This is a genomic window from Acinetobacter sp. YH12134 (assembly GCF_013418555.1).
Taxonomy (GTDB): Bacteria; Pseudomonadota; Gammaproteobacteria; order Pseudomonadales; family Moraxellaceae; genus Acinetobacter; species Acinetobacter indicus.
This window is the reverse complement of the sequence record NZ_VPBT01000010.1, coordinates 1-14,211: the sequence shown is the minus strand read 5'-3', so window position 1 is coordinate 14,211 and position 14,211 is coordinate 1. Positions and strand designations below refer to the sequence as shown.

At 50.3% G+C, this 14,211-nt stretch carries 9 protein-coding genes; 3 read left to right on the top strand and 6 right to left on the bottom strand.

Annotated features, from left to right (window positions below; all coding sequences use genetic code 11):
* Positions 1 to 70: 70 nt before the first annotated feature.
* Both FTU69_RS07425 and FTU69_RS07420 read right to left on the bottom strand, forming a co-directional pair.
* Complete coding sequence (locus FTU69_RS07425; RefSeq protein ID WP_180103657.1) at positions 71 to 3,217, bottom strand: efflux RND transporter permease subunit; 3,147 nt, start codon at positions 3,215 to 3,217, stop codon at positions 71 to 73.
* Between the two features lie 2 nt (positions 3,218 to 3,219).
* Entirely contained in the window at positions 3,220 to 4,320 is a 1,101-nt protein-coding gene (locus FTU69_RS07420; RefSeq protein ID WP_180103656.1) for an efflux RND transporter periplasmic adaptor subunit, read from the bottom strand.
* Between the two features lie 153 nt (positions 4,321 to 4,473).
* Here FTU69_RS07420 and FTU69_RS07415 point away from each other — a divergent pair, with 153 nt between their 5' ends.
* The 3 genes from FTU69_RS07415 to FTU69_RS07405 all read left to right on the top strand — a co-directional run bounded on the left by FTU69_RS07415 (position 4,474) and on the right by FTU69_RS07405 (position 9,519).
* Entirely contained in the window at positions 4,474 to 5,097 is a 624-nt protein-coding gene (locus tag FTU69_RS07415; protein ID WP_180103655.1) for a TetR/AcrR family transcriptional regulator, read from the top strand.
* A gap of 127 nt (positions 5,098 to 5,224) precedes the next feature.
* A complete protein-coding gene (ppc, locus tag FTU69_RS07410) occupies positions 5,225 to 7,909 on the top strand; it encodes a phosphoenolpyruvate carboxylase (protein WP_104490027.1) in 2,685 nt (894 codons plus the stop codon).
* 299 nt (positions 7,910 to 8,208) lie between these two features.
* On the top strand, positions 8,209 to 9,519 hold the full coding sequence (locus FTU69_RS07405; RefSeq protein WP_005181189.1) for a solute carrier family 23 protein: 1,311 nt from the start codon (positions 8,209 to 8,211) through the stop codon (positions 9,517 to 9,519).
* A 242-nt stretch (positions 9,520 to 9,761) separates the two neighbouring features.
* Here FTU69_RS07405 and FTU69_RS07400 read toward each other — a convergent pair whose 3' ends face one another.
* The 4 genes from FTU69_RS07400 to ilvD form a co-directional block, all read right to left on the bottom strand.
* Complete coding sequence (locus tag FTU69_RS07400) at positions 9,762 to 9,938, bottom strand: hypothetical protein (protein ID WP_180090445.1); 177 nt, start codon at positions 9,936 to 9,938, stop codon at positions 9,762 to 9,764.
* 406 nt (positions 9,939 to 10,344) lie between these two features.
* Positions 10,345 to 10,632: a chorismate mutase gene (locus tag FTU69_RS07395; RefSeq protein ID WP_075167674.1), complete on the bottom strand. Its 288-nt coding sequence runs from the start codon at positions 10,630 to 10,632 to the stop codon at positions 10,345 to 10,347.
* On the bottom strand, positions 10,613 to 11,935 hold the full coding sequence (locus FTU69_RS07390) for a hypothetical protein (RefSeq protein WP_180090443.1): 1,323 nt from the start codon (positions 11,933 to 11,935) through the stop codon (positions 10,613 to 10,615). The genes FTU69_RS07395 and FTU69_RS07390 overlap by 20 nt, the downstream gene beginning before the upstream one ends.
* 79 nt (positions 11,936 to 12,014) lie before the next feature.
* Complete coding sequence (gene ilvD / locus FTU69_RS07385) at positions 12,015 to 13,700, bottom strand: dihydroxy-acid dehydratase (RefSeq protein WP_104487868.1); 1,686 nt, start codon at positions 13,698 to 13,700, stop codon at positions 12,015 to 12,017.
* Positions 13,701 to 14,211 lie beyond the last annotated feature (511 nt).

The following is a 14,211-nucleotide window of genomic DNA, read 5'->3' as shown; positions in this document are numbered from 1 at the left end:
GAAAATTGTAAAAATGAAGGTGCTACTATATTGAAATTTTCAAGCTTTCGCACCTTATATTGACACAAAATCAGGCCATATTCTGATTTTTTTTCACTTTAAACCACTGCGCATACAGGGCCGGCAAAAAGAATAAAGTGAGCAGCGTCGCAATAATCAATCCGCCCATGATGGCCACCGCCATCGGACCAAAGAAAATACTGCGCGACAGTGGAATCATGGCCAGCACGGCGGCCAGTGCCGTCAGCACAATTGGACGGCAGCGGCGCACCGTGGCATTGATAATCGCATCCCACGGCGCTTCACCGGCCTGAATATCCTGCTCGATCTGGTCAATCAGAATCAGCGAGTTACGCATGATCATCCCGGACAGCGCAATGGTGCCGAGCATGGCCACAAAACCAAAAGGTTTATTGAACAGTAGCAGGAACAGCACCACCCCAATAATGCCAAGCGGTGCGGTTAAAAACACGATACAGGCCCGTGATATGCTTTTTAGCTGTAGCATTAACAGGGTAAACACTACCGCCAAAAACAGTGGCATACCGGCATTGACCGAGCTTTGTCCACGCGCCGATTCTTCCACCGTCCCGCCGACTTCCAGCAGGTAGCCGTTTGGCAACTGGCTGCGAATCTGCTGTAAGGGTTCGCTTAGCTCCCCCACCACCGTGGCTGGCTGTAAACCGCTGCTGATGTCAGCCCGTACGGTAATGGTCGGTAAACGGTTACGGTGCCAGATCAGGCCTTCTTCAAAGCGGTATTCAATCTGGGCAATCTGGGCCAATGGCACACTACTGCCCTGTGCAGTCGGCACTGCCAGGCTGCTGAGCGAACCGACATCAACCCGCTCGGCTGCATCACCGCGCAGGCGGATTTCAATCAGCTCACGTTTTTCCCGGTACTGGTCAATTGCGCTGCCGAGAATGGAACTGTTGAGGAAATTAGCCAGATCAACACTGCTGACGCCCATTTGTCGCGCCCGGTCCTGATCAATCTGTAGATGAATCACCTTGCTTGGCTCACCCCAGTCCAGATGCACATTGGTGGTGTTTGGATTGTCATCGAGCTGAGCTGCGACCTGCTGCGCCCATTGCCGCACCTGAGCCAGATCTTCACCAGAAACTCTGAACTGCAGTGGATAGCCAACCGGCGGACCATTTTCCAGCAGCGACACCCGGGTACGCGCTTCCGGTAATAATTTACGAATCTGCTCATCCAGCGAACGGCGAATTTCATCCCGGTCTTCTAGCGATGAGGCCAGCACCACAAACTGGGCAAAACTGGTTTGCGGTAACTGCTGATCCAGCGGTAAATAAAAACGCGGCGAGCCAGTGCCGACATAGGCCACATAGTTATCAATCCCCTCCTGCTTGGCCAGGAACTGCTCGACCTTTTGTACTGCGGCTTCGGTGGCTGTTAACGAAGCGCCTTCTTCAAGTTTCAGATCGACCAGAATTTCGGCCCGGTTTGAGGGTGGGAAAAACTGCTGCGGTACCAGCTTGAACATCAAAATCGACAGCACAAAAATGCCTACCGTAGCGGCAATCACGGTTTTGCGGTAAGTCACACAAGTATTGACCCAGCGGCGAAAGCCCTGATAAAAACGGGTCTGATACGGATCATGCTGCTCACCGACATGATGCACCACAGGCGCTGGAGCGGGCTGCTTGCGCAGGCGTGCCCAAAGCCGCTGATACCAGCTGGTCTGTTGTGGCTGCTGATTAAAATCGGGCAGCAGTTTATCGCCCAGGTACGGCACAAACAGCACCGCGGCAAACCAGGACACCACCAAGGCAATGGTCACCACCTGGAAGATGGAGCGGGTATATTCGCCGGTACTGGACGCGGCCGTGGCAATCGGTAAAAAGCCGGCCGCGGTAATCAGCGTACCGGTCAGCATTGGGAAAGCGGTGGTTTTCCAGGTAAAACCGGCCGCCTGAAGCCGGCTATAGCCCTGCTCCATTTTAATGGCCATCATCTCTACCGCAATAATGGCATCATCCACCAGCAAGCCCAGCGCCAGAATCAGGGCACCGAGGGAAATCTTGTGCAGGCCGACATCAAATAAGTTCATGCCGGCAAAAGTCATCGCCAGCACCAGCGGAATCGAAAAAGCCACCACCAGACCGGTACGAAACCCGAGCGAGAAAAAGCTGACCAGCAGCACAATAATCACCGCCTCGGCCAGTACCTTCATAAACTCATTGACACTGTGCTTGACTGCCACCGGCTGATCGGAGACTTTTTGCAGCTGCATGCCCAGCGGCAAGGTCTGCTGTAGCCGCTGGAATTCAGTGGCCAGATTTTCACCCAGCGCCAGAATGTCACCGCCTTTACGCATGGATACGGCAATCCCAATCCCGTTTTCGCCCATAAAACGCATCCGTGGCTGGGCCGGATCGCTAAAACCGCGGTAAATTTCGGCGACATCACCCAGTTGAATGGTGGTGCCATTGACCAGCAGCGGCATCTGCTGCAAGGCTTCAACACTGTTCAGCTGACCGCTGACCCGAACCTGAATCCGGTCAGTTTCGGTTTCAAAAAAACCGGCACTGGCCATACTGTTCTGCTGCTGCAACACCTGCTGAATGGCAGTAACCGGAATACCGAGCTGGGCCGCTTTGGTATTGGACAATTCAATCCAGATTTTCTGGTCTTGCAGGCCAATCAGTTCGACCTTGCTGACATCCTTGACCCGTTGCAATTGCAGCTGCAGGCGGTCGGCATATTCTTTTAAGGTGGCATAGTCAAAATCTTCGCCGGTCAGCACATAAATATTGCCGAAGGTATCGCCAAATTCATCGTTAAAAAACGGCCCCTGCACGCCTTGGGGCAGCTCATGCCGGATATCATTGATTTTCTTGCGCACCGTATACCAGATATCCGGAATTTGCCCGGAACGCAGCGAATCTTTGGCAATAAAGGTCACCATTGATTCCCCCGGACGCGAATAGGCCAGAATCCGCTCGTACTGCCCGGTGGTCATCAGCTCTTTTTCAATCCGGTCGGTGACCTGCAAGGAGACTTCCTTGGCGGTGGCACCCGGCCAGTAGGTCTGCACCACCATCACCTTAAAGGTAAACGGCGGGTCTTCACTCTGCGATAGCTTGGAATAGGAATACATGCCGATAATGCCGAGCAGCAGCATGAAATACAGAATCAGACCCTTGTTTTTTAAGGCCCATTCCGACAGGTTAAAGTTTAGCGGTGCGCTCATGCTTAACCCCCTGCCTGAATCTTGACGGCACGGTTTTCCCCGTCAATTGGGTGGATTTTTTGCTGATCGCGTAGCAGATGCACCCCACCCACCACCACATAGTCTGTTGGCTTTAGACCACTCAACACCGGTACGCTGTCACGGCCATAGGCGCCCAGCTGCACATCTACCTTACGCAGCTGATGATTGGCGTCCACCACCAGGACATAGGCCTGCTGACCATTGGCCGAGACGCTGGACAGCGGCACAGTCAGCTGCTGCTGTGCATTACCATTTAAAAACACCCGCGCACTTTGTCCCAGCTGGATGGCCGGATTGGCAGCACGTAGCGCCACCTTGACACTAAAAGTACGTGACTGGTCAGCTGCCGGTGAAATCTCCCGGACATAAGCCTCAAAGCGCTGATCCGGCTGTGACCATAAGGTGACTGTGGCCGGCTGGCCGACTTTAATCTGGCTCATGACCTGCTCCGGTATGCCAATCACCACTTCACGCTCACCAGAAATTGCCAGCTGATACGCCGCCTGACCGGCCGCAACCACTTGCCCCACTTCAATATTGCGTGCGGTAATCACCCCGTTTTTATTGGCCACCAGCCGGTTATAGACGGTCTGGTTCTGCGCCACCGCATAATTGGACTGCGCCTGTTTCAGCGCCGCCACGGCAGATTTGTACTGATTGTCGATGGCATCGTATTGCGAGCGGCTAACCGCGTTCATTGGCAACAACTGCTGAAAACGTTGCAGTTCATCTTGGGCAATTTTGGCGGCCGACTGGGCACTGTCGAGCTGGGCGCGCGCTGCATTTAGCTGTAACTGAGCATCTTTTACATCTAAACGTGCCAGCACCTGCCCGACCTTGACCTGATCGCCCACATCAACATAGCGTTCCACCACCTGACCACCCAGCCGAAAGGCCAACGCGGTCTGCTGACGCGCCTGCACCTCACCGGCATAGCTTTTTTGTGCCTGATGACTGGAGGTGGGCTGGGCCACCATCACATAGGGAATATTCTGTTCAGTGCTGGCGCTGTCCTTGCTGCAACCGACCAAGGTGCTACACACCAGGATCAGGCTGAGAACTACCGTGTTAATCGTGCTCATGCGGTTGACTCTTATTTGTCAGATGTTTTTCAGGCAAAATAGCAATATATTAAAAATGATCAATTTTTAATTAATATACCGATGAGTACATTAATTGCAAGAAACAGCAAAACACAATGACTGTTTTTATTTTATTTAGGATATTTTCAGCAAATGAACGTCGGACGTCCCAAAGATCTCGAAAAACGCCAGCGCATTCTGGAATCGGCTAAATCCTTGTTTTTAAAGCAGGGCTATCATGGTTCGAGCATGAATGAAATTGCCCGCGATGCCGGCGTGACCAAACTGACGGTCTATAATCATTTTCAGGACAAGGCCACCTTGTTTACCTGTGCCATTGAAGATACCTGTGAAGCCCTGATCATGGCGCGTCCGCCGCAGCTCAGTGCCGACAGCAATTTCCAGCAGGCGCTGGCGCAGCTATGTGCGCTGTCTCTGGAAATTGTCTATTTACCGGAAGCCATCAAGCTGGAATATCTGCTGCTCGATTTGGCCTCACAGCAAAGTCCGCTGTTACAGCAGTTTTATCAGGCTTCGCATCAGAAGCTGAACCAGGTCTGGCAGCACTTTTTCCAGCAGGCCATCGCGTTAGATTTCATCCCCAACAGGCCGCTAGAACAATTGATTCAGTTGATGCTGTCACTGTTGCTCGGTCAGCGCCACCATGAAATTCTGCTCGGAATCCGCCCGATTCCGGCCGCCGAGGAACAGCAGCAGCTAATCCAGTCTAGTATCCAGCTGTTCCTGCAAGCCATCTCCGAGTGGCCGGCTGCCTAAGCCTTGAACAAAACCGGCTTTTTTGCAGCGCTTCTGGATAAAAATTATCCGACTTTCGCCTGGTGTTGGCTTGGATTATCATGAATTCCGGGTATAGTCGAAACAGGAACTCTGGAGAGGGAAAAAAATGATTCAACAAATTGCTGCTCCATTACGCGAAGATGTGCGTCTGCTGGGAAATTTACTGGGCGATACCCTGAAACAGCACGCCGGACAAGATTTGTTTAATCAGGTCGAACAGATTCGTGCGCTGGCCAAAGGCGCCCGTGATGGCCAGATTGAAGCAGAAAAACAACTCGAACAACTGCTGTCCAGTCTGGAAGATGAAGAAATTCTGCCGCTGACCCGTGCCTTTACCCACTTTTTAAATTTTGCCAATATTGCCGAGCAGTATCATGTGGTGCGTAGCCGCCGCCAGAGCGAATTTGATGATAGCGCGCCCTCCCCGAATCCACTCGATCATCTGTTTCAGAAATTCCAGCAGCACGATATTTCTGCCGAGACCTTGTTCCAGCAGATTTGCGAGCTGAATATTGAACTGGTCTTAACCGCGCATCCGACCGAAGTCAGCCGCCGCACCCTCATTCAGAAATATGATGGCATCAATGCCTGCCTGTCGGCTTTTGACCAGCAGAAACTGACCCCGCGTGAACGTCAGGCCGTACTGGAAGAACTGAAACAGCTGATCAGCTCGGCCTGGCAGACTGATGAAATTCGTCAGCATCGCCCGACCCCGATTGATGAAGCCAAATGGGGCTTTACCACCATTGAACAGACACTGTGGAATGCAGTGCCTAAATTTATCCGGGAACTGGACAGCATGGTGCAGGCCCAGTGTGGCCAGCAGCTGCCGCTGGAAATTGCACCGCTGCGCTTTGCCTCCTGGATGGGCGGTGACCGCGATGGCAACCCGAATGTGACCCATCAGGTGACTCAGGAAGTGCTGTGGCTCTCGCGCTGGAAAGCTGCCGATTTGTACCTGCGCGATATTGAAGATTTGCGCTGGGAACTGTCGATCCAGCAATGCAGTCCGGAGCTGCTGGCTGCCATTGGTACGCCGCATCCTGAACCGTATCGTGAATATTTACGCGAAACCCGCCAGCGTTTAACGGCCACCCGTGACTGGCTGGCGCAAAAGCTGCAAGGACTGGATGCCGATGACAGCCAGGTGATTAAAAGCAAACAGGAACTGCTGACCCCGTTATTGCTGTGTCACCGCTCGTTAATGGCCTGCAACATGCCAGAAATTGCCAATGGCAAGCTGCTGGATTTCATTCGCCGGGTCAACTGTTTCGGAATTGAACTGCTCAAACTGGATATCCGTCAGGAATCTGGTCGTCATCGTCAGGCCATTTCGGCAATTACCGAATATCTTGGGCTGGGCAATTTTGAAACCTGGACCGAACAGGCGCGGCAGAATTTCCTGCTGCAGGAACTGCAAAGCAAACGTCCGCTATTACCCAAATACCTGCAGGAACCAAAACAGAGCCTGATTGAACATCCGGATGTGCAGGAAGTATTTGCCACCATGCGGACTCTGGCCGAACAGCCATCGGAATCACTGGGTGCCTATATTATTTCCATGGCCGAATATCCAAGTGATGTGTTAGCGGTGTTATTGCTGCAAAAAGAAGCCGGTATTCAAACGCCGCTACGCGTGGTGCCGCTGTTTGAAACCCTGAAAGATCTGGACGGCGCAGCCGACACCATGCACACCCTGTTTGGCATGCACTGGTACAAGCAGCATATTCAGGGCAAACATGAAGTGATGATTGGCTATTCCGACTCGGCCAAAGATGCTGGCTTTATGTCGGCCAACTGGGCCCAGTATCGTGCCCAGGAAGAACTGACTGCTGTGGCGCAGCAGCACGGGGTTCAGCTGACCCTGTTCCATGGCCGTGGCGGTTCTATCAGCCGTGGCGGCGCACCGACCCAGCAAGCCCTGTTCTCACAACCACCAGGTTCAATTTCCGGGGCGATTCGCGTCACCGAACAGGGCGAAATGATCCGCTTCAAGTTTGGTCTGGAAGAAATTGCCTTACAGAATCTGGAAATCTATACCGCCGCGACGCTGGAAGCGACCTTGCTGCCACCGCCGGTACCAAAACAGGAATGGCGCCAGTTAATGCACAGCATGACTGACCTGTCGGTGCAGGTCTATCGCCAGACTGTGCGGGAAAATCCGCATTTTGTGAAATACCTGCGTACCGTGACCCCGGAACTGGAGCTGCAAATGCTGCCGCTTGGTTCACGTCCGGCCAAACGTAAAGTCAGCGGCGGCATTGAATCGCTACGTGCCATTCCCTGGGTGTTTGCCTGGACCCAGATCCGTCTGATGCTACCGGCCTGGCTGGGCACCGGTGCGGCTATTAACCAGGTGATTGCCCAAGACCAGCAGGCGCTGCTGGAAGAAATGCTGCGCGAATGGCCCTATTTCCAGACCTTGGTGGATATGCTGGAGATGGTTCTGTCCAAGGCCGATGGGCATATTGCACTCTACTATGAGGCACATCTGACCGAAGATGAAGAACTGAAAGCCCTAGGGGCCGAGCTGCGTCAACGCCTGAAAGATGCAGTCCAGACCTTGCTGACACTGAAAGGTGAGTCACAGCTACTCAGCAGCAATGATGTGCTGGATCAGTCGATGAAAGTGCGTAAACCATATTTGCTGCCGCTACATCTGCTGCAGGCCGAACTGATGAAACGCCGCCGCCAGTATCTCAACAGCCAGCAGGCCGAACATAGTCCGGTAGATCATGCCTTAATGGTCACCATTGCCGGTATTGCCGCCGGATTACGCAACACCGGCTAAGTCAAATTGGCAAAAACATACAGCACATGTTTTGCATGTGCTGTATTTTTAAGCAGTCATAAAGCTGTCATTTCTTTTTTTATGAATAAAATAATTATTATTTATACATTCCTTCCAGCCAAAGTCGATGAATTAATCTACTGATTTCATACTATTTTTATATTTAAAAATTTTTACCCTGCGGTAAAAAACAAAGCAAAGTCATAGAATTAATTTGAACAAAAATTTTGTATCTCCGATTAAATCTTTTAAAAAACAGGAGTATGATTGGCACAATTTGTCTTTAGAGTGCTCAAAATATGTCCAATTGGTTTCCCAAATGGCGCCCGTATCAAGGCAGTATCGATGCACGTCCTGTAGGTACCAATGAGTATCTTCCACCTGCGCAAACCGTGGTCCTGGGGGTTCAGCACGCGTTTGCTATGTTTGGTGCGACGGTACTTGCACCTTTCCTGATGGGCTTTGACCCAAACCTGGCCATTCTGATGTCCGGGATCTGTACCATCCTGTTCTTTATTATGACCGGTGGTCGCGTTCCTAGTTATTTAGGTTCCAGCTTTGCCTTTATTGGGGTGGTAATTGCTGCGACCGGTTATGCCGCATCCGGCACGGGCGGACCCAACCCGAATATTGCGGTGGCAGCCGGCGGGATTATTGCCTGCGGTATTTTATATGCCCTGCTCGGCTTTCTGGTCATGGCCACCGGCACGCGCTGGATTGAAAAACTAATGCCACCTGTGGTCACGGGTGCAGTGGTGATGATCATTGGTCTGAACCTGGCACCAGTCACCGTCAAAGGTGTAGCCGGTAATCCATTTAATATGTGGATGGCGCTGGTTACAGTGCTGTGTATGGGTTCGATTGCGGTATTTACCAAAGGACTGTTACAGCGTCTGTTGCTCCTGGTTGGTCTGCTGCTGGCCTATCTGGTTTACTTTATTGTCAGTAATGTCATGGGTTATGGCACGCCAATTAACTTTGCCCCAATCCAGCAGGCGGCGTGGTTTGGCCTGCCAACCTTCCATGGCCCGGAATTTGAAGTCAATGCCATGCTGATCATTGCCCCGGTAGCGCTGATTCTGGTGGCAGAAAACCTCGGTCATATTAAAGCGGTGAGTGCCATGACCGGTGAAAACCTGGACCCGCACATTGGTAAAGCCTTTGTTGCCGATGGTGTGGCCACCACTTTAGCCGGTGGTGTCGGTGCGCCAGGCATGACCACCTATGGTGAAAATATTGGCGTGATGGCAGTGACACGTGTCTACTCGACCATTATTTTTGCAGTTGCGGGTGTATTTGCCATTTTCCTTGGTTTATCGCCTAAGTTTGGTGCCATTATTCATACCATTCCAAGCGCGATTTTAACCGGTGCTTCAATTGTGGTGTTTGGTCTGATTACCATTGCTGGAGCGAAAATCTGGATTGAAAACAAAGTCGACTTCTCGAAAAACAAAAACCTGATGGTGGCGGCAGTGACCATTATTTTAGGTACCGGTGACTTTGCCCTGCAGTTCGGCAGCTTTAACCTGGGGGGCATTGGTACGGCGACCTTTGCTGCGCTGTTACTGAACCTGTTCTTTAGCCTGGGCGAAAAATCAGAAAAAGTATAACTGCCCTGACTAATATACAAAAAAACCGAAGCCGGTATGATCAGTACCGGCTTCGGTTTTTTATCTGAAACCTAAACGCTAGCAGTCAGGTTTCAAGGCAAAATTAAATTATTTTTGCTTTTTCAGGGCTTTTTGCAGCTGTTTCAATTTGCCCTGATGTTTTGAAATCTTTTTCAAACGTGCTTTGATTTTTTGCTTTAACGATTTAACTTGCTTCGCCATGGTATTACTCCCTAGTAAGGCTATTCGCGCTTGTGCTGTTTCACAAAGCCACGAATAAATTTTCTTAATTCACGAGCAGCACTAGTATCCAGTTCTTCACACAAATGAATAAATTCATCGCGTTCAGCACTATTAATACGAATTAAAAGTTGTCCATCTTTTTTGCCTGTCTTTATTTTTTTGATTTGCTCGCTCATTGCTTCACTCCAAAATAAAGACGCTTTAACAAAAAGATGTATATACAATATATATACATTTTCAATTAAGTCAAATCTATCGTGTTAAAATATGTAATAAAATCAATAGATTTAGTTTACCAAAAAACTATAGACGCGCGCAAAGCCTGCCGGGCTCTAGCTTTGCGCAGAACGCCGCCATCGGTTTATTTTTAAATTAAAGTTAGATGATTCGCTTGTTTTTCAACCAACCTTGATCTTGAAGCGAAATAACCTCCCAGATTCATCTCACCTGCTGAGTGCGGATTTCTATGGTTCTGGCTGACGATTAAAGACAAGTAAATAAAGCGCTGGCCACACCAGGAAGATCATTCCGGCCTACTGTGATAAAAACAGAGTGCCAGCGCGTTTTTAATTGTTATCGGTTTTAAGGTCTAAACTGTTTCAGTTCACGCTGAATAAAGTGCTGGAACATGGTCTGGTACAGCTGTTCAATTAGCTGAGCATCGAGCCCCAAGCTGGTGGCCTGGCTACGCAAACGCTCCAGAATCTGGGCCTGGCGTTCCGGGGTCTGCATATCGGTTTCTGATTTTTTAAAACGGGTGGTCTGATCAACATAATATTGACGCGCTGCAATCAGCTCCACCAAAGCACTATCAATCACATCAATCTGTGCGCGAGCCTGTTCCAGCGACTCAACTTTCTCTTTTTTCATGTTGTAAGATGTCATTTTCAGCTTCGTTTTCACTTTTGTACTTTTCTTCTAACACATTACTGAAAATACTTTCAATCATCCAGACGCGATAAAGGCTATTAAACACATAACTTTGCCCGTCAATCCGCAGCTCCAGCACCGGTAAATTCGGCTGAGACTTCATTTCACAGAGCATGTCATTGTCTTTCAGATACTGTTCAATATCGGCACTGCTCAGTTCAACAATGTTCAGCTCACGGCGTAACTGCTCGAAATGGGCTTTAAAAGACAGGTCTTTGCCCTGAGTCCACACCGCCTGCAAAATTCGGTGAATGGCCTGCATACGCTGTTCTTCCGGCACGCTACAAAACAGTCGCGCCATCTGATAGGTGGCATCCTGGGTCGGCCGGCAAAAAGGGGTAAAGGCGACTTCGGTGCGTTTGGATAAACGGGTGGCCAGACTCCAGTCAAACAGGTCACGGCCCTGATAACTGAGCGGATAGACATTCAAATGAATATTATAATAATTGGCCAGCTCTTCCTGAATATAGGCCAGTAGCAGCCAGGAAATCGGATCTTCCAGCGCGATATATAAATCCAGCTCCGGGTCCATACGCTGAATTTCATTTAAGGCTTCGGCATCATTAATTAAATGCTCACGCCATTCAATATGATTGATCAGGAAAATTGGATTACCGGTCAGCAGCTTCTGCTGTTTTAGGCGCCGGGTCAGGCGCAACAAGTCATCTACCGCATGATACTGGCGGCCACCAAACTCAAAATAGCTGGCAAGGATGGCGTCCTGATTAAAAATCCGTTCCGGAAAATGCTGTTCCTGATGATGGCGACTGGCCATGGCATACAGGGTGCGCAATTTGCCATACTGCTTTTGCCAGAGCATATGGAATACATCTTCCAGCAAATACAGAAAATCCTGACCACGCAAAGGCGTATGCCGCAAGATGGTTTCAGCTTGCGCCAAGGCTTCCGGGGTCGGCTGTTCCGGGGTGTCATGAAAACTGAAACGATGCTGCTTGGACAGGATCTGTGCATCATTCAGGCAATAGTTCTGCCATTCCAGCGCCGACATCTGGTTCGGCGGCTCTGCACTGCCACTGGAAATAATTACCTTTAACGGCTTTAAGGCATCGGAGAGAATTTCTTCAAGCTGTGGCAGTTCCTGCACTGCCAGATAGCTATACACATCATCTAAACGCAGATGAATACTGAGGCCCTGCTCAATCGGTAACACCGCTTGACGAGACGGTTTTTGATAAAACCAACTCGATCGGATTGGATCAAACCAACGGCGTAACAGTGACATGAGCTGAGCCTCTAAAGGATTAAACGGCGGAATAAAAGATACTACACCGGTTTATAACAATTTGATCTTAAATGATCAATTACACATCCAAATTTAAATCGGTCACAGCGCCGGTCTCTGCCCCTGAGGTCAGTCGGGCAAATTTGGCCAGTGCACCATGCGTATAATTTGGTTTTGGCTTGACCCAGGCCGCCTGACGCGCGGCAATTTCCTGTTCAGACACATGCCAGGTCATTTCACGGGTTTCGGCATTGATGGAGATTTTATCGCCATTTTTCACCAAACCAATTGGCCCACCTTCATAGGCTTCCGGGGTCACATGGCCAATCACAAAGCCATGACTGCCGCCGGAGAAACGGCCATCGGTAATCAGGGCCACAGCATCGCCCAGGCCTTTACCAATAATCGCTGAGGTCGGTTTTAGCATTTCAGGCATGCCCGGTCCGCCTTTTGGACCAACACCGCGAATCACCACCACTTCACCCGGCTGCACCTGACCGTCAAGAATACCGCGCATGGCACTAATTTCACCTTCAAACACCCGTGCCGGGCCTTCAAAATACAGCCCTTCTTTACCGGTAATTTTTGCCACCGCACCGGTTGGCGACAGGTTGCCTTTTAAAATCACCAGATGCGAATCTTTTTTCACCGGTGCATCAAATGGCAGGATAATCTGCTGGCCTTCCGGATAGTCTTCAACATCCGCCAGGTTTTCGGCCAGTGTTTTACCGGTCACGGTCAGGCAGGAACCATCGAGCATGCCGGCATCCAGCATCCGTTTCATCAGCGGCTGAATCCCGCCAATTGCGATCAGTTCAGACATCAGGTATTGACCGGATGGACGTACATCAGCCACCACCGGAATATCCTGACCAATGCGGACAAAATCATCCAGGCTCAGCTCGACCCCGGCCGTATGCGCCATCGCCAGTAAATGCAGCACGCCATTGGTCGAACCGCCCAGGGCAATCAGCACTTTAATGGCATTTTCAAACGCGGCTTTGGTCATAATGTCGCGCGGTTTAATGTCCAGACGCAGCAGGTTCATTACCGCTTCACCGGCACGCTGACAGTCAATTTTTTTGTCTTCAGACACCGCTTCCTGCGCCGATGAACCCGGTAAACTCATGCCCAAGGCTTCAATCGCCGAGGCCATCGAGTTGGCGGTGTACATGCCACCACAGGAACCTGGTCCCGGCAAGGCCACTTCTTCAATCTGTTTGACCTGAATTTCGTTAATTTCACCCTTGGCATGCTGCCCCACGGCCTCAAATACCGAAATCATGTCAGTATGGCCGGCGCCCGGCTTGATGGTGCCACCATAGACAAACAACCCCGGACGGTTGAGACGCGCCAGCCCCATAATACAGCCTGGCATGTTTTTATCGCAGCCGCCAATGGCAATCACCCCATCATAGGCCTGACAGCCGACCACGGCTTCAATCGAATCGGCAATAATTTCGCGGGTCAGCAGCGAATATTTCATGCCCTCGGTGCCGTTTGAAATCCCGTCAGAAATAGTGATGGTGTTAAAGATAATCCCCTTACCGCCAGCGGCATTGACCCCGGCTTCGGCTTCACGCGCCAGCCCATCAATATGCATATTACACGGCGTGACATTGGCCCAGGTTGAGGCAATCCCGATAAAAGGACGCGTAAAATCCTCATCCTGAAAGCCGGTGGCGCGCATCATGGAACGTGCCGGTGCATTTTCAATGCCCTCATAGACCGGGGCGGAATGTTCGCGGATATTATCTTTACTCATTGGTTTCTTCCTTGGCGATTACTGTAATGAAGTCACAGTGTTTGGCAATTTATTCTACGATTATTGTATAGAATTAAATCCGTACAATATAGCTTTCAGCGGTTTCTCGAACATTTGATCTATACCCAAGTCATCTGCAACAGTCCGAGACAGGACTACAATTCATATTCAATGGTTTTGCGATATCAGTGAAACCTGCGGGTACTGAACGAGTTTTGCAGATGAAAATGGTTTTGCCTCCTTTTGCCCAATGAGCAATATATTTCGCAAGGTCGGTCGAACCAAAGCTAATCAACCATTATCAAATCCTTCTCTTTAAGACGGTGTCGTGCGGAAGCGATCCATTTCAAACTTAGCTTCTCACATAAAAAAGCACCCCATCAGGAGTAATGCCAGTCAGTTAAGCAAATATTAGAAAAATGTAGTAAAAATGAGTGTATGTAAATACGCTCATTTTTTTATGTCTTTATCTGAACATTTAGAATCCACTCTTGAACATGCTCTCCCATCA